Origin of the sequence: Sneathiella sp. (genome assembly GCF_047631475.1) — a bacterium.
Classification (GTDB): domain Bacteria; phylum Pseudomonadota; class Alphaproteobacteria; order Sneathiellales; family Sneathiellaceae; genus Sneathiella.
This window is the reverse complement of the sequence record NZ_JBLHZT010000011.1, coordinates 26,696-45,893: the sequence shown is the minus strand read 5'-3', so window position 1 is coordinate 45,893 and position 19,198 is coordinate 26,696. Positions and strand designations below refer to the sequence as shown.

At 47.4% G+C, this 19,198-nt stretch carries 13 protein-coding genes; 7 read left to right on the top strand and 6 right to left on the bottom strand.

Features of this window, described 5'->3' with window-relative positions; translation table 11 throughout:
* Nucleotides 1-68 precede the first annotated feature (68 nt).
* Nucleotides 69-974 carry a LysR substrate-binding domain-containing protein gene (locus ACJAYR_RS06585; RefSeq protein WP_415235853.1) on the top strand — a complete coding sequence of 302 codons (906 nt, stop codon included), beginning with the start codon at nt 69-71 and terminating at the stop codon, nt 972-974.
* 48 nt (nt 975-1,022) lie between these two features.
* Here ACJAYR_RS06585 and ACJAYR_RS06580 read toward each other — a convergent pair whose 3' ends face one another.
* On the bottom strand, nt 1,023-4,010 hold the full coding sequence (locus ACJAYR_RS06580; RefSeq protein ID WP_415235852.1) for a penicillin acylase family protein: 2,988 nt from the start codon (nt 4,008-4,010) through the stop codon (nt 1,023-1,025).
* Between the two features lie 239 nt (nt 4,011-4,249).
* On the opposite strand from ACJAYR_RS06580, the gene ACJAYR_RS06575 reads away from it, so the two are divergent.
* Together ACJAYR_RS06575 and ACJAYR_RS06570 are read left to right on the top strand one after the other, a co-directional pair.
* A complete protein-coding gene (locus tag ACJAYR_RS06575; RefSeq protein ID WP_415235851.1) occupies nt 4,250-9,916 on the top strand; it encodes an RHS repeat-associated core domain-containing protein in 5,667 nt (1,888 codons plus the stop codon).
* Nucleotides 9,917-10,055: 139 nt separating this feature from the next.
* Nucleotides 10,056-10,607 (top strand): hypothetical protein, encoded by a 552-nt coding sequence (locus ACJAYR_RS06570; RefSeq protein WP_415235850.1) that lies wholly within the window; start codon nt 10,056-10,058, stop codon nt 10,605-10,607.
* Nucleotides 10,608-10,641: 34 nt separating this feature from the next.
* Here ACJAYR_RS06570 and ACJAYR_RS06565 read toward each other — a convergent pair whose 3' ends face one another.
* Nucleotides 10,642-11,820: a vWA domain-containing protein gene (locus ACJAYR_RS06565; protein ID WP_169542776.1), complete on the bottom strand. Its 1,179-nt coding sequence runs from the start codon at nt 11,818-11,820 to the stop codon at nt 10,642-10,644.
* A gap of 15 nt (nt 11,821-11,835) precedes the next feature.
* A complete protein-coding gene (locus tag ACJAYR_RS06560) occupies nt 11,836-12,681 on the bottom strand; it encodes an AAA family ATPase (RefSeq protein ID WP_415235849.1) in 846 nt (281 codons plus the stop codon).
* A 652-nt stretch (nt 12,682-13,333) separates the two neighbouring features.
* Here ACJAYR_RS06560 and ACJAYR_RS06555 point away from each other — a divergent pair.
* Together ACJAYR_RS06555 and ACJAYR_RS06550 are read left to right on the top strand one after the other, a co-directional pair.
* Complete coding sequence (locus ACJAYR_RS06555) at nt 13,334-14,581, top strand: MFS transporter (RefSeq protein WP_415235848.1); 1,248 nt, start codon at nt 13,334-13,336, stop codon at nt 14,579-14,581.
* Between the two features lie 187 nt (nt 14,582-14,768).
* Nucleotides 14,769-15,656 (top strand): RNA polymerase factor sigma-32, encoded by an 888-nt coding sequence (locus tag ACJAYR_RS06550; protein WP_415235847.1) that lies wholly within the window; start codon nt 14,769-14,771, stop codon nt 15,654-15,656.
* A 4-nt stretch (nt 15,657-15,660) separates the two neighbouring features.
* Here the strand turns inward: ACJAYR_RS06550 and ACJAYR_RS06545 are convergent, their stop codons facing one another.
* A complete protein-coding gene (locus ACJAYR_RS06545) occupies nt 15,661-16,353 on the bottom strand; it encodes an SOS response-associated peptidase (protein WP_415235846.1) in 693 nt (230 codons plus the stop codon).
* Nucleotides 16,354-16,620: 267 nt separating this feature from the next.
* Here ACJAYR_RS06545 and ACJAYR_RS06540 point away from each other — a divergent pair, with 267 nt between their 5' ends.
* A complete protein-coding gene (locus tag ACJAYR_RS06540; RefSeq protein WP_415235845.1) occupies nt 16,621-16,809 on the top strand; it encodes a hypothetical protein in 189 nt (62 codons plus the stop codon).
* Between the two features lie 6 nt (nt 16,810-16,815).
* On the opposite strand, the gene ACJAYR_RS06535 is transcribed toward ACJAYR_RS06540, so the two are convergent.
* Nucleotides 16,816-17,559 carry a cytochrome c biogenesis CcdA family protein gene (locus ACJAYR_RS06535; protein WP_415235844.1) on the bottom strand — a complete coding sequence of 248 codons (744 nt, stop codon included), beginning with the start codon at nt 17,557-17,559 and terminating at the stop codon, nt 16,816-16,818.
* A 148-nt stretch (nt 17,560-17,707) separates the two neighbouring features.
* Between ACJAYR_RS06535 and ACJAYR_RS06530 the strand changes: the two genes are divergently transcribed.
* Nucleotides 17,708-18,712, top strand: a complete 1,005-nt coding sequence (locus ACJAYR_RS06530) for an NADPH:quinone oxidoreductase family protein (protein WP_415235843.1) — start codon at nt 17,708-17,710, stop codon at nt 18,710-18,712.
* 47 nt (nt 18,713-18,759) lie between these two features.
* Here ACJAYR_RS06530 and ACJAYR_RS06525 read toward each other — a convergent pair whose 3' ends face one another.
* Complete coding sequence (locus ACJAYR_RS06525; RefSeq protein WP_169542767.1) at nt 18,760-19,080, bottom strand: ArsR/SmtB family transcription factor; 321 nt, start codon at nt 19,078-19,080, stop codon at nt 18,760-18,762.
* Between the last annotated feature and the right edge of the window lie 118 nt (nt 19,081-19,198).

Genomic DNA, 19,198 nt, shown 5'->3' with positions numbered 1-19,198 from the left:
TTTAATTAATTAGTTTTATGGAATTTAGTAACTCTGTTTTTGTGTTTAGATAAACTAATGGTGAGCCGGTGGCTGAGTCTCTACCCCCCTTAAATGCATTGCGTTCGTTCGAAATGGCCGGACGACATTTGAATATTGCCCGAGCGGCGCAAGAATTAGGGGTGTCCTCTGGTGCGATCAGTCAGCAGGTGCATGCGCTGGAAAAATGGATCGGCTGTCGTTTATTCCAACGCAGTAACCGGGGATTGTCTTTCACAGAAGCAGGCCAACTGTATTTTGAAGCGATCTCAAAGGCGATGGATGAAATTCGGGGTGCCACCCGTTCGGTGGGACGGCCCGAGATCCGGAAAAACCTGATCATCTCGGTAACTGCGTCTTTTGCGATGAAGTTTTTACTTCCTCGGCTAACCGACTTTCGTTCCTTATGGCCAGATTTGGATATTTCTGTCTCAACAGTCGAATTAGTGAATGAATTCAATCCTTCCGACGGTGATGTCGGTATTCGGTATGGGCATGCCCATCAGGCCAATATGTGGACACGAGAAATCTTACAGGACGAACTTATGTTGGTGGCCTCCCCTACTTTGCAGGGAGTGGATGGTCGCCCGCTGGCGCTTGAGAACTTTGCCGATTTTCCGTTGCTCATGGATAAACACCCTTCTGTTATTCAGGATTATCCCTCCTGGCAGGAGTTTTTGAAAAATCAGGGTGTTGAGGATACAAGCCATTTAAATTTGCGGGAATTCTCTCAGCAGTGGATGGTCATTGAAGCAGCGATAAATGGTGAAGGTGTGGCTCTTGCTAAAAAGTGTCTTGTGCATACTGATATTGCATCAGGAAAACTGGTTGCCATTGGTGCTCAGCAGTTATCCCTCAATTCTGGGTACTATTTACTGACACTTCCGGAAAATGCGAACGATCCTATTATAAAAAGTTTTTATCGATGGATCGAGAAAACAGTCGCAGCTTTATGAGTTGAAAGCCCGCCAAATTACGGCGGGCTTTCAACCATGATCTTTCGTTTATTTCATATCCCGATAGTCATTTGCCTGATAGAGCGGGAGCTGATTGACGCTATAGTCGGTTTCAATTCCATTATGAGGCGTTGGATGACCTGCTCCTGGCGCATTGCGATATTCACGAATGCCCGGTGAACTGACATTCTTCGCGTCGACGCCATACCGACCCAGCGCGGCCCCCATGTTGAAGGCCCCGCGGTTTCGGAAATGCCGGGTGTTAAGGGCTTCAGGTCTAAAACCAATTTGGGTATCCTTGGCCCCCAACGTTTTCGTTAGGCCTGTATAGGTAGCGGATTCGCGTTCCATATAGGCCGAAGGACTGTCATATTCGGGCCAGTCTTCGGTCGTTTTTTTCAATGCATACGACAAGGCAGACTGCATAACAGACTTGGCATCGGTGGCGTTTTTCAAGAGAAAAAACTGATATTTGTCATATGAGAATTCCGGGAATTCACTCATGCCGGATATAGTCAAGCGTTCATCGTCAAAGGCTGCGTGCAGGCTTTGAAGAATAATCCGGCTTGCCAGATGAATATTATGACTGGTTTCAATTGTTGGAATTTCCGTGCCAGGATGATTGAGTTTGGGTTGTTTCAATTTCATCTGGCCCGCTTCAAGCTGGCCAATAAAAGATTTCGACCACTTTTTCAGATTCTCCTTTTGAATTTTTGAGAGATCCGCACCGCCGTCGTCCTTTTTCTCTTCATGGAAATTTAAGAGAAAGGCATCGCTTTCAGCCATGCTAACATCAAGGTTGTTGTCAGAAAGTCTTGCGGCGATATGCCGGTTCAGGCTTTCCAGCCAATGATAAAACAGAACATGGCCTTTATGTAGTCCCCGCAAATCGTTCCCACGATAGTTGCCTCTCATCCCGTTCCAGCGATTAATGAGACTGATCGCCTTTATTGTCTTTTCATCAAGCCTTTGCGATTGATCTTCCAGATATGTAAGAAATGGTTTGAACGCAAAGTAATTGACGTCCATCCGTTGTAAGCGGCCGTTAAAATCCAGTAATGCTTCCAACGTCCATGGCTCAGCCCGTCCCTGCATTTCCTGTTCCAGAATGAAGACCCGATCATAGGGCGTGTAGCTGTCGTAATCCAGATCCGTGTCTGGCATATTGATAAACGGTTTTTGGTTCCAGTTGGCAATATACTGAATACGCGCGTTGCTTGCTGTCGGAGCTTGTTCTTGATCCAATGAAAGCTTATGGAATGTCGTTACTGGATTGTATTTCCCATGCAGGACCCAGCCACCATCATTTTCCCAACCATCAAAGGGTGAAATCGGCGCGGGCAGGCGCGGATCGTAATCCGGGTAATATTGCCAGTCTTTTGGGTCATCGCTCTTAAAGGATGTTCCTTTTTTCTTTGGCAACGCGCCAACAAGCCGATATCCAATGCTGCCGTCTTTGTGGGCGGCAGACAGGTTGAAGTTGCCTGCGACACCGTCTAGAGAGCGGTTCCATTCGTTGAGATTTTTCGCCTGCGTCGCTTTTAACCAATTTTGGATTGTTTTTGCAGTAAGCCCCTGCCAATTATAACGCAGAATGTACGCCGTTGCCGTTTTCCCACCGGCATTTTCATCGACCGTGAGAACAGGCCAGCCTGTATTCCCGAGTGTGTAAATATTTTGCAGTTCTTTCTTAAATAACCTCTGATAAGTAGTGGCGACCTCTTGGAATTCTTTTAGGTCCGCTCCCTCCAGAATTGGAAGGAATGGATGTCCTTGAAAAGACCAGCTATCATCGCTTCTCTTTCTTTCAAGTGACACACAGAAGACATCTGAAACGTCTGCATTTCCTGCTGTCAAACCAAACGCCATTGTCTCGTTGTGACCCTGCCAAAAATTCAATGTCCCGACAAAACCACTTCCAGAAAATCGAAAGGGATCATCTTCCTGATTGCTGGTCAACGAGACCTGATAGGTGTGGCTTGGATCGGGCGCCGGTACTTGGGGGCCGTTATACAGTAGGCTGTTTATATTGCCGGAATTTTCCTGAGAAATGACCCACCAGTTGCTCGCGTTCATTGCAAAGGGGGCTTCGGTCTTATGAGAAGCCAATCTTACGGCTTCCTCAAGCCGACCATTTAAGGTTTCTGGATTTTGAATTTCACAGCCATTTATCGAATAGCCTTTGCCAATTGGCTGGGTGTTTTCGATCAGCGCCTGATGATACTGGCGCCTCTGCTTCGCTGCCATCTCAACATGATCAGCGGTGGTCGGTATGGTCGTCTTTGCTGTTTCAAGAAGAGCCCATTTTACAGAGTTGAACTTTTGAGCCGCAACCTTCGTATTCTGATTGTTCTGGTCGATTAGAGAGTTTAGCAAAGTGAGGTTTTTCATCTCGGTGTTACGAAGTGAAAATTCATGCATTACCCGTAGCTGGAAAAGCGCCATACTGTCGATCGCTGACCAGGGGGTTTCAAAATCGGCATGTTTTTTTTCATCTTTTCCATACAATACTGACTGAAATTTGGTGTTTAAAAAATCCGCTTCTTGGCGCGGTACTTGTTTGTCCGGACCAAACTCCGCGACGAGCAGGCTGTTGAGGTTCTCTGACGAAATACAATCTGCACTGAGATCATCCTGTTGGGCGCGTGGGAGTAACACAAGGGATTTGAAAGCTTCGATGCCCTTGGCAAAACAGGTCAGCTTTTCTCTCATTCCGTAGGCACCGGGCAGGTCTGAGAGTTCTTGCGTTAAAGTGTTGCGTAAGTCTGGAAACAAATGCTTTCTGCGCCAGTTTCGCGTTTGCCGACTAACCAGTGTATCGGATTCTGCTAGAAATTTCTCATCCGTAAGCAGGTTTCCATAGGCTTCCTGTCTTAGAATTTCAAGTTGAAGCAGGCGATCACGTGCCTGCATGAAACCATAAGAGAACCACATTTCCAATGTGTCGTCAGTTTCAATCGCCGGGACACCGAATTCATCTCGGAAGACTTTGTAGGATGCTGTCGCGGCGGAATTCCAACTAATTAATATAGCCAATGCAGTGCACGCTAATATGCTCCTTTTTAGCGAGGTTTTCTTCATTTGAGATACCTTTGTCTGTAACAATCTAAATTTGTTGATGTTTACTAAGACAGCGCAACCAGGCCTTTCGTGAAATCGTATGATTTTTTCAAGGCTTCCTCACAGACTCAGCTCTTCCTGCGTTCTCCTTTTAATGAAAGCCGTCTTTTGAGACGCGAGCGAACTAAATTCAGCTTGAAAAAGGTGCACGTATAATGAAACGAACGGAAACTCTGCCTTGCAGACTTAAAACTCCGATCAAGGCGATGCTGTTGTCAGCTGGCCTTTCCTGTCTGGTGATGGGTACTGGGGTTTATGCAAATACAACCCAAACGGTGACTGCTGAAACGATTTTGGATTTTGAACCCAGCCTCATCGGAAAAAAGCTTGATGAAGAACTCTCGCTGCTCTTAAAATTTCGCCCACAAATAAATTTGCCGCCTGAACAAGGCTCTACCCTTGAGCGAGAAGACGCGCAGTTTTATGTGTCTGTAGACCGGTATCGTGGAATGCCAGAAGTTCGTTTTCCAATCGGAATCGCACCGGGCACCAACGGCCTGCAACCGGATCTAAAAATCCGTATTGCGAAATCCGAAGCCGATCAGAACGCCGGGTTTGAAGTTGGACTGACCCATCCTGAAAGCATTATTCAGTGTGGTCAGGGGAAAAAAAATTACTGTCTTGGCAACGTGCCACTGATACCAGTAACCGGGGCGCAGTCGGGGACCTTGTATTCTTTACCCAATGATCCGCGCATTCTCTTGCAGAAATCTGATGTGGGTTTCCTGCTGAAGGATGGGAATGGGCTGCGTCAATATTATACGGCGCCAAGTATGGATACGCTGGAAACAGGACCCTGGGAAATTAACACCATTTTTGACCGGTTTGAAAATTTTATTTTATACCGGTATGACGCAAAAACAGGTGCGATCAGTACAATTTATTATGGTCAGGATAAGGCTGAAAAGCGGAACCTGCGTGCGGTTCATTTAAACTATGACGACAAAAATCCAGAGCGGCTTATTGGCCTTACAAGTTCTGTCGCTGAAAAATTGGTGCGGGCCTATCAATTGACATATTCCCGGTCAGGGACGCTTTCTACGCTGAGTGAATGCGCCCAAGGAGAAGGCAAATCGCTTTCTTGCTTTGCGCCTTATGAATTTTCCTGGACCAAAGAAGGGGGCCGTTTGTCGGCCGTTCAAAATGGCCGGGGCGGGGAAACTGAGTTTACCTATGGCAAAACCAAGTCCGGCCCTGTTCTTACGTCCCTTGTTCTGAAAGATCAGGGACGTTTGATGGGAAGGGAAAATTATCTGTTTGAAAAACCTCAGAACAAGCAGGGAAAAAGAGTAGGGTTTGGGTTGGCCAAAAGCTATCCGGCTGATGGCGGTATTGGGTCCCTAACGGAGTTTGGGGAAGGAGAAATCGCGGGAATACTTGTGAAAGAAACAGTTGCTGATGTTACCTTTGAAGACGGTGAGCCAACCCCTGTTTTCCAGCCTCTATCTGATGAAACTTATGTATATGCACCGCACAAAGCGGCACATGTAACCAGTACACTCCTGAAGGAAACGATTGCGCAGCAATACGATCCATCAGGGCAGATAACAACAACGATTACTCACAAACGTCAGTATGATGCCAAAGGCAGGATCGTTACAGTCATAACAGAGGAAGGAGAGCAGTCTTTCACCTATCTGGATCAGGTCGCACGCGGTCCAGTGCCGGAAGACGCAGGCAATCTGTTGGTTTCACGCCAGTTTAAATCCACCGAGACTTCAGAGGTCTCAACCAAGGAATGGGCTTACCGTTTCGACGGTGATCTGCTAACCGGGTCAAACATTACCGGAACCCGTGCGGGACAAGAAATGGAAAATAAGACATCGTCTCAAGAGCTGGATGAGCACGGAAATATTATTGTTGCCCGTCAGGGAAATACTGAAACACGCATTAAATATGATGATGCCTTTAAAACATTTCCGGTTTCCTTGGAAATGCAGAACGGGAAAACAATAACATCGGCGTTCTTGGAATATGATGCGGGGACGGGACAGGTTATCAAAGAGGTCTTGCCCAACGGGTCTAGAACTCAGGTGATCCTGGATGCGGCGGGCCTTGAGGTCGGACAGCGCGTTGACATCGTGGACCCGCGGAAAGCATCGTCTTCAAAGGTGTCGATTGTTAAGGAAGTCGAGAAAGAGACTTTGGCAAGCGGCTATTTGAGGGTCCTGAATAGTGTCAAAATGTTCTCTGAGGATGATCAACTCCTGCTTACCAAACGGGTTGAAAAAGTAACAGACGGTTTGGGGCGTGTGGTGAAAATATCGGGTCAGGAGATCGGGCCGGATGGGACACAGCGCTCTGAAAGCTATCTTGAGAATGTGTATTCTCTGCAAGGGCAGGTCACCAAAGTAATGGATGAAGCCGGTCGCTTTCAGGAGATCACGTATAATCGGGAAGGGAAAATCATTCGAGAGGTCAAGGAAGGGTATGGCAGTACGTCTTTTGGCTATAACGAACAGGGGCTGGTTTCCGAGATAAGCCGGGCGGATGAAACTCTCTTTTTGGAGTATGACGACCAGAATAGACTTATTCGTAAAACCCTTCCCAATCAGAAATTCTATGAATTTAGCTATTCAAACGAACATCCACAGAAAATTGGAAAGGCCATTTTGCCTGAGGGGCATGAAGTTGAGTTTTTATACTCGGCTAAAGGCTTTGTAACAGAAAAAACCGTACGCTTTCCTGTTTCTGATGAAGAATTTCTGAGCTTTACACTGCTTTATGATTATCAGAATGATCAGTTGAAAACGGTAACCTATCCCGACGGTTCCAAAATTGGCTACACCTATGATGGAAGCCGTCTTGCCCGGATCAACTGGGTGGAGCAAGCGCCGGATGGATGGGGACGTCTGGAGAAACCGATCATTGAATATCGTCCTGAAATTTCTGAAGACGGGACAAAGAAGCTAAGCCGTGTTCTCGGAAATGAAGTTGTCGAAACTTATCAGTGGGGGAACGACGGCAAATTATCGGAAATTGTTACATCCCGCGGTGAACAAGAACCTGAACAGGTTTTTTCGCGGCTCGCGTATGATTTTAAGCCCGGCACGGATTTGGTATCCGAAGAAAATCGGTACTTGAAAGAACGGAAGACCGTTCGTCATGCCAAACGGGATTATACCTATACAGAAGATCAACGTCTTAAGACCTATAAGGACACAATCGATGGGCGTGTCGTTGCACGTCAATCGTTCGACCGGTTTAACCATCGTACTGAAATCCGTGAGCGGGACCCCGAAAGCGTCAATGTATCTGGGCAGGAAACCGGCATAAACTATGATAAATTTGGCAATATCAATCAAATTACACGACACGGTGAAGTCAGAGAATTTCTGTTCGATATTGAAAATAATCTTCTGAAAAGCAACCTTCGTTCTGGCGGTGCATCAGTGGTGACTGAGTTTGCCTATGATCATACTGGCCAGCGATTGGAAAAACGGGCTGAAGAAGGATCCACTACCTTTTACGTTGATCCTTTTTATGAGGTGTCGCTCTTTGACAAGGGCCGTATTCAGGCGACCCGGTATGTTTGGGATTATATGGGTCGTGTTGCAGCCTTTACCAAATTACTGGAAGACGATGATTTTGCCGGTTTTGCGCCTGCTTCTGGAAATGAAACAAGCGGGCCTATTCAGGATCAGTTAAGCGCACTTATTGACAAAGCGATTGCGGCAGGAAGCAGCCATTTGAACACTGGGTTGACGATGTTGCTCAGCATTTTTGCACTCGCGGCATTTTCGTTGGTGCTCTTCGAAAGAGTAACCACTCGGTCGAACAGGGTCGTATTCCCTGTGTCTTCATCCGGTAGAAACCCGGTCATGACGATTGTGTCTTCTTTCGTAATGGCGTCCTTTCTCATGGCAATTTTAACACCAGCGGCCCACGCGGCGTTGGAAGGGGGGGACGGAACTCCTAAAGCAGCTCATTCGGTTTATTTTCATTATGATATTCGCGGCAGTGTGATTTCTGTCTCTGACGAAGCCGGTCATCAGACTGCGTCGGTTTCCTATCATCCATACGGAATGATCCTGGATAATGGCCTAACTGGCGGTAATAATAATTTTCGGTTCAAATTTGCCGGGCTCGAATATGACGCGGAAACTCAGTTGATAAACGGGGGCGCTCGTTTACTTGATCCGACGATCGGTAAATATTTGAGTATTGATCCCGCCCGCGCGACTAAAGACGCCTATGCGTATACCAGTGGCGATCCGGTCAATTTTGTTGATCGTGATGGTAGAATGGAAAGCCCAACATATGCCATGGATGTTGAGGCGGGACGACCCGCACTCCCATCCCGGCCTGATCCAATTCTTCAGGGTGTTGAGCTTGAAGTAAAATCCAACGCGTCCGATGGATCCCTTGAAGAACAGGCCATGGCAGATCCGCAAATTGTTCGCTTGAGAGAAGTGTCGTTTAGCGATGACGGAGGTGACGTTTTGCCGGCGCCTGCAAATTGGGTGCGTTATCCAAGTTTCTGGAGTTGGACCTTTGGCATCCTGCCGGGGGCACAGGCACCAGAAGTGGGCCCTGCGCCCGCGGTTGAAGAGCCGGATGCTCAGGATAAGGCTGCGTTTGATCGAATTGCACAATCTGGTTACATGCAAGGGTGGACGCGAACAGGCGGTTATTTGCAAAGTTTACTTGGGTCGGCCTTGCTCGCATGGTGGTTCCCGACGTCGTATACTTTTTCCGATGGTGACGTGGTTACACCGGGCTTTATCAAGGATCTGGGTCTATATGCGATGACCGTTACGGCTTTCTCGGCATATGGAAAGGGGTATACAGCGAACGAAGCCTACTATTGGAAAGGAATTGCTGAACGAGGTGCGACAAGCAAGGATTACTTATCAGCCTCCCTTCGTCGCATGTTCTGGAAAGTATCTGTTCAATTGGTTGCTTTCACGGCAATCACGTATCTGGCGCGCTGGGCTCGAGGGTTTCCAATGGTTTCGGGCGGAATGAATAATTTTGGCGAAGAAATCAGTTGGAGACTGCTTCGCACCTTTGTGTTCAGTTTTGTCGGCTCTGCGGCTCTTCTGCCCTATTATCTTATGACAAAGGCGCCAAATCCTACTTACGACCAGAATATGACGGAGGAGGATCTGGCCGCAATGCCATGGTGGCGTCGGACGATTATCAAAGCCTCTATTGCCTATCGTAAATTCAATGCCAGAGGTGGATTTTTCGCGCGGCATTTTGAGCCCGGTTCATGGAATGCACGTTTACAGTCACTATGGTATCCTGCCTATGTTATGCAGATGTATGCGTGGTATCTTGTTGGATCTGCGGGATATTATGGCGGCCTTGCGGCTATTTTCCCGGCACTTCCCAATCATGACTGGGCCGATTTTCGAACTGCTTGGTTGCGAAACCTGGCGTTGATAATATTGGCGCCTGCGGCCAGTCCATTGGCCTATATCAACGCATGGAGCCGAAAATCGTTTACGATCATTAAGCAGCGTAGTGCAGCAAATCCAAGAACAAGTGGCTTCTGGTTCCGCGCTCTTGGACCGGTGCAGGGATTACGGTTGGCAAAATTTGATGACAGAGCCTTTTTGCCGACGGATGAATGGATGGCAATCCTGAGGCGGCATGAAGATCAATGGGATAGAGAGTATGGGCACTCAGATGCCGGTTCAGATGCAGAAGTATCTTCGGATGGAGGTCAAGGACCCGGTGTTGAACGGAGCGGTGAAAATTCGGAGTCTGAATCGGTCACACAGCCTGTTAGCGAAAGTCGGCACTCTTCAGAATGGTCGGATCGGGCGGAAGGGCCCGCGATAGAACGTCCTTCTGTTCCGGGGACCATTGACTAAACCGGCTTCTGTTCGTTGGTCTGAATTTAAAAAGGGGCGGCATCGAATTTGCCGCCCCTTTTTGTATGATAGCGAACTTTTGTTGCCATTCGCTATGTCAATACGATAAACCTAAAAGAAAAGGGCAGGGACAACAAAGATGCGTCAGTTTTTTGAGCGACTATTGGTCGGTCGATCCGGATATAATACCATTTCCAAGCATGCGATCGGGTTCGATCGATTTGTGGGGCTGCTGACGATTTTTGCAGCGGCGCTATTGGGGTTTGGCGTGGCTGCACCTCTGGTCACGTTGAACGGATATCTTGGGCTGGATGGGCAATATTCTCTGGTTATCGCTGCCATGGAACTGGTTAAGACCGGCCATGGGGCCTATAGCGTCGGATTGCTGGTGCTGTTTGTCGTTATCCCCGTCTTAAGCATCTCGACGGTTTTTGACCTTTGGTACAAGCATGAGCTCCATAGCGAGAAATTACAAAAACTGATCCCACGGGCGAAAACCTGCGGCCGGTTATGGTTCTTCGTAATGATGGCAGTGATTGCGGGCATCTATTATTCGAGAACGTTATTGAACGACACGGTCTTGCATGTCGCCGTATATTATCTATTGATCAGTATTATTTTGCAAAAATTGACCTTGGCACGGGTTGCCAGATTGCTGGCGTCCATTAAGTTTGTCGAAGAAAGAGATTAGGCCGCGAGTACGCGGCCTATAAGTCTGAAAAGCACTAGCGGCTCAACTCTTTCATGGCATCTTCAAGCCCACCGATGGTCAGGGGGTACATGCGGTCTGTCATGAGTTGTTTGACCATTTGTACAGAGGGAGTGTAGTCCCAATATTTTTCAGGAACCGGATTTAGCCAAACCGCTTTATGGTAGATATTGAGCATTCTTTCCATCCAGACCTGACCTGGCTCTTCATTCCAATGTTCAACACTGCCCCCGGCATAAGCAATTTCATACGGGGACATTGTCGCATCGCCAACGATAATCAGTTTGTAGTCAGCTGGATAGGTGTGAAGGACATCCCATGTCGCTTTAAAATCGGCATGGCGACGCTTGTTATCTTTCCAAAGCTTTTCGTACACGCAGTTGTGGAAGTAATAAAATTCCAGATGCTTGAACTCGGTGCGCGCAGCAGAAAACAATTCCTCGCAGGCTTTAATGTGATCGTCCATTGACCCGCCGATATCAAACAGGATCAGGACCTTGACCGTATTATGTCGTTCCGGGCGCATTTTGAGGTCCAGAAACCCTGCATTGCGTGCCGTTGAGCGGATGGTATCATCCAGATCCAGCTCGTCAGCAGCGCCTTCGCGGGCAAACTGACGTAGTCGTTTCATGGCGACTTTAATATTTCGGGTGCCCAGTTCGACATCCGCATCCAGGTTTTTGTATTCGCGTTTATCCCAGACCTTTACCGCGCGACGATGACGGCTTTCCTTCTGGCCGATACGAACGCCTTCAGGATTATAGCCATAGGCGCCAAACGGGGAGCGACCAGCCGTTCCAATCCATTTATTCCCTCCCTGATGGCGTTTTTCCTGTTCTTTCAGGCGTTCCTGAAGGGTTTCCATCAATTTTTCCCAACCACCAAGGGCTTCGACCTGAGCCTTCTCTTCATCTGTCAGAGAGAGTTCAGCTAGTTTTTTTAGCCATTCGTCAGGGATTTCGACGGTTTGATCATCGCCAATAAATTCAATGCCGTTAAAACAATGACCAAAAACCTGATCAAATTTGTCCAGGTTCTTTTCGTCTTTCACCAAGGTTGTCCGGGCCAGAAAATAAAAGTCGTTCACAGAATATTCTGCGCAGCCCGCTTTTAGCGCTTCGATCAACGTCAGGTATTCCCGCAAGGTGACGGGAATTTTTGCGTCCTTTAGAGTGAAAAAGAATTTCACAAACATGGGAACGACCTCCGCTTAGCGTTGCTCACGCCGGGATAGGAAAGCCAGGCGTTCGAAAAGATGAACATCCTGTTCGTTTTTCAATAACGCACCGTGCAGCGGCGGTATAAGTTTCGACGGATCTTTTGATTTCAAAACATCTTCCGGCAGATCTTCGCTCATTAGCAATTTAAGCCAATCAAGCAACTCACTGGTGGATGGTTTTTTCTTCAAGCCGGGAGTTTCCCGAACATCAAAGAATACCTGAAGAGCATCCCGCACCAGTTCCTGTTTTGCATCAGGATGGTGCACATCAACGATGCGTTCCATGGTTTCAGCATCGGGGAAGCTGATATAATGGAAGAAGCAGCGACGTAGAAAAGCGTCTGGCAGTTCTTTTTCATTATTTGAGGTAATGATTACCAGAGGGCGTTGTTCCGCTTTGATGGTTTCCTGTGTTTCATAAACAAAGAACTCCATACGATCGAGTTCCTGAAGCAAATCGTTTGGAAATTCAATGTCAGCTTTGTCAATTTCGTCAATCAACAGGACGGGGCTTTCATCCGCTGTAAAGGCTTCCCACAATTTTCCGGGACGGATATAGTTCTTGATGTCATGCACTTTGTCATCACCGAGCTGGGAGTCCCGCAGGCGTGAGACGGCGTCATATTCATACAGGCCCTGCTGGGCTTTGGTTGTGGATTTGATGTTCCATTCAATAAACTTCTTGCCGAGTGATTTGGCAACTTCCTGAGCCAACACGGTTTTACCAGTGCCCGGCTCTCCTTTAATAAGAAGGGGGCGCTGTAACGTAATGGCAGCATTGACCGCAATCATAAGGTCTTCAGTTGCTACGTAATTGTCTGTACCTTGGAATTTCATCTTGTACTCTCAGTTTGCTTTTTGTTTTTTTGAGCGCTAATGGCAGCGCCTGACTTTGCTATGAAAAGTAGGCAATCAGGCCCGAATGATCAAGCAAATTGACAAAAAGTCAACAACGGCCCCGAAGATTGGGGGGCGGGTTTAGCAAAAAAGCAGTTGGAGGGTGCTTATGGTCGGTTGAACGGTTTGCATAGGAAAACTGGGTGTGCAGCTCATTTATGGCTTTTATCGATGTAGATCGGGTCCATTCGGTCCAGATCGCTGAATTCTATGGTTTCTATATTGGGCGGTTGGAGACGTCCACTTTGTATTATGTCTCCGGGTCACTTGACAAGGTTCCAGCAAGGGGATCGAATTTGAAGGGGTATTCTAGCATCTGAAAAATAGGGGAATGCTGGAGGGGTGTGAATAGCACCCGTGTTCAGTTGGGTCTCGAGATTGCTGGTTTTAACCAGCCCTGTGATTGCCTCGTCGGTGGCGGGGACCGAAACTTCAATACAGCGATGTCCGGCATATCCTGTCCAGTTGCCCGGCCGTTTTCATTGGTCATTAATGTTTCTACTAGCGGTGACTATCGAGTGAATGTTGCTGTCAATATTGACAACTGGTGCGTTCAGGCAGAAGCTGGGAAAAAAAGAAAGAAATCCTGCTTATGCAAAACGATACCCGTTCTGTACCTGTTAAGCGTCGCGCCTTTTACATTTTCATCATTAGTGCGATCCTCTTTGGTTTAGGTCAGTTCCACCGGTTGTCTGGGGCGGTTACCCTGCCACCTGTGGCCGCGGACCTTGGGATCTCTGTGGATAGTTTGGGGTTTCTCGCGGCGGTGTTATTCTTTACGTCCGCTGTTTTGCAGGTTCCGAACGGAATGCTTCTGGATAGGTTCGGGTCGCGAAAAGTTATGCCGATTTACGTTGGTTTTGCGATTTTGGGATGTGTTATTCTTTCCTACGCCACGTCTTACGAAGAACTGTTGATATCCAGAATGCTGCTTGGGGGCGGGTTCTCAATTACCATGATGTCGGCTTATGTCCTGTTTGCGAAATGGTATCCGGTCGACCGGTTTGCAACGGTCGCGTCCTGGATGATGGCGGCCTCCAGCATTGGGAGTATTCTGGCATCCTATCCTTTGGCGTTTTTTATTGACGAGTTCGGATGGCGTCCAGCGTATTTGATCGTCGCGTTATTTACGCTATTTGCGGTTGTTGCGGGCATGCTGATCATTCAGGATGAACCCGAAGGTTATGAAAGGGACGCCCAACAACCTACTTCGATCGGTGAAAGCGTTCGAGGGTATGTTTCGGTAATCGTTTATCCCCGGTTCTTTTTCTTGTTGGCGATGGGCTTTGTTGCATTTGGGCCCGCCACGGCCATTCTTGGTATGTGGGGTGGCCCTTTTCTGGAGCAGGTTTACGGCCTGGACGGCGTGCAACGCGGCGAGATATTGCTTTTAATGGTTCTTGCCGTTCCTGCCGGTGCCTTGTTCTTTGGTTGGGTTGAACGGAATACAGAAAGCCGAAAGAAGATCGTTATTGTATCTGTTCTAGCCGAAATTCTGGCATTTTTAGTGTTGGGCCTGTCGGACGGTTTGGCACTGTGGTCGATTTGTGTTTTATTTACTTCAATTGGGTTCCTTCAACAGCATTATGTTGTTCTGGCAGCTCATTGCCGGGCAACTTTTCCCGACTATATGGTGGGGCGGGCCAACTCAACCCTTAATCTGACCAGTATTCTGGGGGTTGGCTTTATGCAGTCACTATTCGGCTGGGGATTAGCTCTATATCCGACAATTGGGTATAATATTTCCTTTGTCAGCATTGCCATTGTTCTGGGAATCGCAACTCTTCTTTATCTTGCGTCTGTTGATCCATCGAAACAGGGCGTTACTCCAACATCATAGTATTCACAGATTTGTGATTTAAATCGCAAGAAAATGACTGTGTGCATATGAGTATTTCTATAATATTAGAGAAATAAAAATTATCTTGATATATCAAGTAAAAACATTCATAGTTTAGAAATATTATAATAAAAGACGCGCGACCTGGGAAGGAAACTAATAAAGCTACTGAGAAGGGTGGAGTAAAATGGCAACATACGATGCGACAGCTACTGTCAAAAGGAACAGAGCCTTTATCTCATCTGCGATGTCCGTTCCAATGCTTACGAGGGAACGGGAATTTGAGCTTGCCAGACGATGGCGATACTCGGAAGATGAAGCTGCACTTCATGAACTCGTATTGGCTTATGTCAGACTTGTGGTATCCATGGCGTCAAAATTCAATAATTATGGCTTACCGAAAGGGGATTTGGTTCAGGAAGGCAATATCGGCCTTATGCAGGCAGCCTTCAGGTTTGAACCTGAGCGCGAAATTCGATTTTCTACCTATGCCAGTTGGTGGATAAAATCTGCGATGCAGGACTATATTTTGAGAAACTGGTCGATTGTTCGATCAGGTACAAGTGCTTCCCAAAAATCCCTGTTTTTTAATCTACGTTGGCTTCGCGCCAAAATTCAGGCAAGCGAAAGTGGCACTATTCCAGAAGACACCCTTGAAACTATTTCGAAGAAACTTCGGATTGGGATTAAAGAGGTAGAGGCGATGTCGAACCGGCTGGCCTCGCGGGATCAGTCTTTAAGCACGCCCATTGGTGAGGATGGTGATGATAGTTTGGAAGACTTTCTTGTGGATAACAAGCCGTCTCCCGAAGATATTACGATCCGAACCTGTGATGGAGATACCCGGGGGCGCTGGCTAGTATCCGCTTTGGATGAATTATCAGACCGGGAACAAATGATTATCAGAGAACGACGCCTTAACGAGGATAAAGTAACCTTGGAGGCTTTGGGCGACCGATTGGGAATTACCAAAGAACGGGTCCGGCAAATCGAGCATAAAGCCTTCGAAAAGCTAAAGCTTTCCATGGTGCGCATCAGTCGCGAAGCGAGCATATCGCCTCATCGATTGACTTGACCTTTTAAAACAGGCTTCCTTGCGAGGGCTGTTCATCCAAATCGATTTTTTTAATTAAGTCGGCAGTGTTATATCTGACATTGCCGACTTTTTTATGAACGGGGTAATAGGTGAAAGTCTCACGGTAGGATGACACTGGAACGCTTGTTCTGTCTATTCCTCCCAGCCATTCCTTGAAATAATCTCGAGTAACGGTCAGGGGCATTCTTGAATGGATTTCTGCCGGAGTTCCGGTTGCCTCCGTTGTAACGATCGTGCAGCAATCAAGATCATGTTCCTGTGGGCCTGACCCCTTGTCCCATAGGCCTGCAAAAAAGAAGAGAGGATTGGGGGCTGAAAAAATCAGATAGGGCTGTTTTTCGCCAAGACTGTCTGTTTTCCATTCATAGTAACCCGTACAGGGAATGAGACAGCGCTGCCCCGCGAAGGCGCGTTTAAACGATGGCTTGACGTCGATTGTTTCAAGTCGTGCGTTGATAAGGTTCGAGCGCGGCTTTGATACGTCCGACCAGCCAGGTATCAAACCCCATTGGGCAATTGATACGACGGCTTTCCCTGTCGCTATGTCCTGGCGGATGATTGGGACCTGTGATCCCGGTGCAATATTATAGGAGGGAGAGAAGTGGAAATCAGGACTGAAGCTGAAAAGTGTCCTGAGCATATCAAGTGGGCTACTTATGCTGAAGCGTGCGCACATGGTTTTCTATCCAAATTCACGATCGGTTAAACGTACTTATATCATATTCTTCTACTTACATACTAGAACGATTAAACTTTATGTAAGAAGGGGATACGAGAAAATGGTACCCAGTTTTGTGACGCTCCGCACATTCAACAGATGTAGCCGGTAAAATCGACGTGAAGGGTGATCAAACGCTATTGAAAGGGTGCGGGTGAACCCTAGATCGATAAACAAGCGAAGCAACTATCTTCGTCCCTTGATTAGAAAAAGAGCGGCAGAACAATGTATACAAAACTTACAGCAACTTGGATCCTCGCGGGCATTATGTTTAGTTTGTTGGTTGTTTTATCTCTGGTAACAGAACCTAGCCTTGCAAATTTAGAAGATGACGTCAGTCCTTCGATCAATTATGTCATTCAAGGAAATGATATGGCGGATGCAGGCGCGGCCAACGCCATCAAAGCAAACTGACACAGTTTATCCCAGAGTTGCTAATCCGGGAATGAGTTCCAGGAACCAATAGGCGAGAACCTGAAACTGACCTGTGAAAATCAGCAGTCCTGTGGCAAAGATGACAATGCCTGTCCCAATTTCCATTGCTTTGAAATACCGTTTGAAGCCTTGCATGAATTTCAGAAAAGGATTTATAGCAAGCGCCGCCAGTAGAAAGGGAATACCCAGACCTAGCGCATAAACCCCTAACAGACTCACACCATGTGCCAGCGAACTGTCACTGCCGGCAATCGCGAGGATTGTCCCTAATATGGGACCAATACAGGGTGTCCAGCCAAAACCAAAGGCCAGGCCAATGACATAAGCACCAAACCAGTTCTGAGGCTTGTCGATGTCATTAAATCGGGCTTCCCGATATAAAAGCGGTATTCTCACCAGACCGCTCAAATGGATACCGAAAATCATTATCACAGCACCCGCGATCTTTGACAGTATGTCCAAATGCTGCAACAGGATCTGGTTAATGTAAGACGCCCCGGCGCCAAGCAAAATAAAGACTGTTGAAAAGCCCAGAACGAATAACAAAGCCATGGATACGACTTTTAGATTAATCGCCTTCCGCTCGGCAGTATCGGCTTCCAGCTCTTCCAAACTTGTTCCGGCGACCAGACAAATATAGGCAGGGACCAACGGCAGAACACAAGGGCTCAGAAAACTGACAAGACCGCCACCTGCGGCAACCAGGTATGATATTTCAGATGCTGCCATGATATATAACCCAACTTTGGAAGAACAGAACGCTACCGACCAAATATATGTTCCTAGGAAACTTTGCCAGTCACATTATTGTAGGAAAGAATTGATGTTATATCCATGCGACAAATGGTACTGATTTAAAAACAAGAAAAAGCTCAGTATGAAAACAACAAAATTCACTGCTGCGATATGCACCCATCTGGGAGGCCCGAAACAAGTTCGCCTTGAAACAATTGAAGCTGGGCCGTTGCAGAAAAATGAAGTGCTGATTGATGTTAAGGCGGCGGCCCTGAATTTTCCTGATCTCCTTATGACCTATGGGAAATACCAATTCAAACCGTCCCTTCCGTTTGTCGTCGGAATGGAAGGGGCTGGTGTCATTACCGCAATTGGCAGGCCTGATTGCCCTTTTCAAATGGGTGACAAGGTGATGTTCAAGGGAAAAACAGGGGCCTGTGGATATATGATTTGTGTTGATATGGATCAGGTCCTCCACCTTCCTAAGAGCCTTACTTTTGAAGAGGGGGCAGCCTTTTCAGTCACATTTTCGACGGCCTATATTGCTTTAAGGCGGCGGGCCCGATTAAAACCAGGGGAATATCTTCTGGTTTTGGGCGCTGGAGGTGGTGTCGGGCAAGCCAGTATTGCCGTTGGTAAGGCTCTAGGGGCCACAGTTATCGCGGCGGCGAGCAGTGATGAAAAGCTGGAAATTGCCAAGGCATCAGGGGCCGATTATCTAATACGATATGATGAGAATAGGTTTGCCGAAACTGTATTGCGGATTACCCATGGCCAGGGGGCTGGCGTCATCCTCGATCCAGTGGGCGGAGATCTTTTAGAAGAAAGCGTTCGCAGTCTTGCCTGGCAGGGCCGTCTGTTGACCGTGGGATTTGCAAGTGGATCGTTTGGGCATGTTCCCTTGGATTTGCTGCGCGAAAAAGGGGCGACCCTTGTGGGTGTTCGCGCCGGGGAGTATGGGCGACGCAACCCCGCCGCAGGTCTATCAGCCCAGAGTGAATTGGCGGCGCTAACCGAAAAACACGGCCTAAAGCCTTACATTGGGAAGAGTTGGCATTTTGATGAAGTGGGGAAGGCGTTGCTGGCAATGGAAAAGCGTCAAGTGACGGGCAAGCAGATCATTAAGATGGGCGACGCTGGAGATTAACCCTGACGCCCATCTTGGCATAAAATAAGGTAAGAAGAATAGATGCCTTAAGCGACGTCTGCTAGATTCTCTTCTTCGCCTAAAAAGATATCGTACAGAACTTCCAGAACATCAATTACGCTCTCATCGTCGAGAGAATAATAGATAGTCTGTGCTTCACGCCGAGTTTTTACGATTTCTTCTTTACGAAGACGCGCAAGATGTTGTGACAAGGCTGACTGACTCAAACCAACGATTTTTTCGAGCTCGCCAACAGAACGCTCTGCGTCTACAAGATTGCACAAAATCAACAACCGATGTTTGTTAGACATTGCTTTTAGGAAACGGCTAGCTTCGAGTGCTTTGCCCTGAAGTGATGTGATGTCCATTTACTCAACCAATTACTAATAAATAAGTGAAAATTTCTATCCGCTGATATAACAAATCGTCGTATTGATGCAAGCAAAACAATTAAAAAAAGTAAAGAAAACGTAATATCCGTTACAG

What these genes read in the sequence shown, in the direction of transcription:
- ACJAYR_RS06575 (WP_415235851.1), top strand. Translation starts at nt 4,250, where the DNA reads ATGAAACGAACGGAAACTCTGCCTTGCAGACTTAAAACTCCGATCAAG.
- ACJAYR_RS06570 (WP_415235850.1), top strand. Translation starts at nt 10,056, where the DNA reads ATGCGTCAGTTTTTTGAGCGACTATTGGTCGGTCGATCCGGATATAAT.
- ACJAYR_RS06565 (WP_169542776.1), bottom strand. Translation starts at nt 11,820, where the DNA reads ATGTTTGTGAAATTCTTTTTCACTCTAAAGGACGCAAAAATTCCCGTC.
- ACJAYR_RS06560 (WP_415235849.1), bottom strand. Translation starts at nt 12,681, where the DNA reads ATGAAATTCCAAGGTACAGACAATTACGTAGCAACTGAAGACCTTATG.
- ACJAYR_RS06555 (WP_415235848.1), top strand. Translation starts at nt 13,334, where the DNA reads ATGCAAAACGATACCCGTTCTGTACCTGTTAAGCGTCGCGCCTTTTAC.
- ACJAYR_RS06550 (WP_415235847.1), top strand. Translation starts at nt 14,769, where the DNA reads ATGGCAACATACGATGCGACAGCTACTGTCAAAAGGAACAGAGCCTTT.
- ACJAYR_RS06545 (WP_415235846.1), bottom strand. Translation starts at nt 16,353, where the DNA reads ATGTGCGCACGCTTCAGCATAAGTAGCCCACTTGATATGCTCAGGACA.
- ACJAYR_RS06540 (WP_415235845.1), top strand. Translation starts at nt 16,621, where the DNA reads ATGTATACAAAACTTACAGCAACTTGGATCCTCGCGGGCATTATGTTT.
- ACJAYR_RS06535 (WP_415235844.1), bottom strand. Translation starts at nt 17,559, where the DNA reads ATGGCAGCATCTGAAATATCATACCTGGTTGCCGCAGGTGGCGGTCTT.
- ACJAYR_RS06530 (WP_415235843.1), top strand. Translation starts at nt 17,708, where the DNA reads ATGAAAACAACAAAATTCACTGCTGCGATATGCACCCATCTGGGAGGC.
- ACJAYR_RS06525 (WP_169542767.1), bottom strand. Translation starts at nt 19,080, where the DNA reads ATGGACATCACATCACTTCAGGGCAAAGCACTCGAAGCTAGCCGTTTC.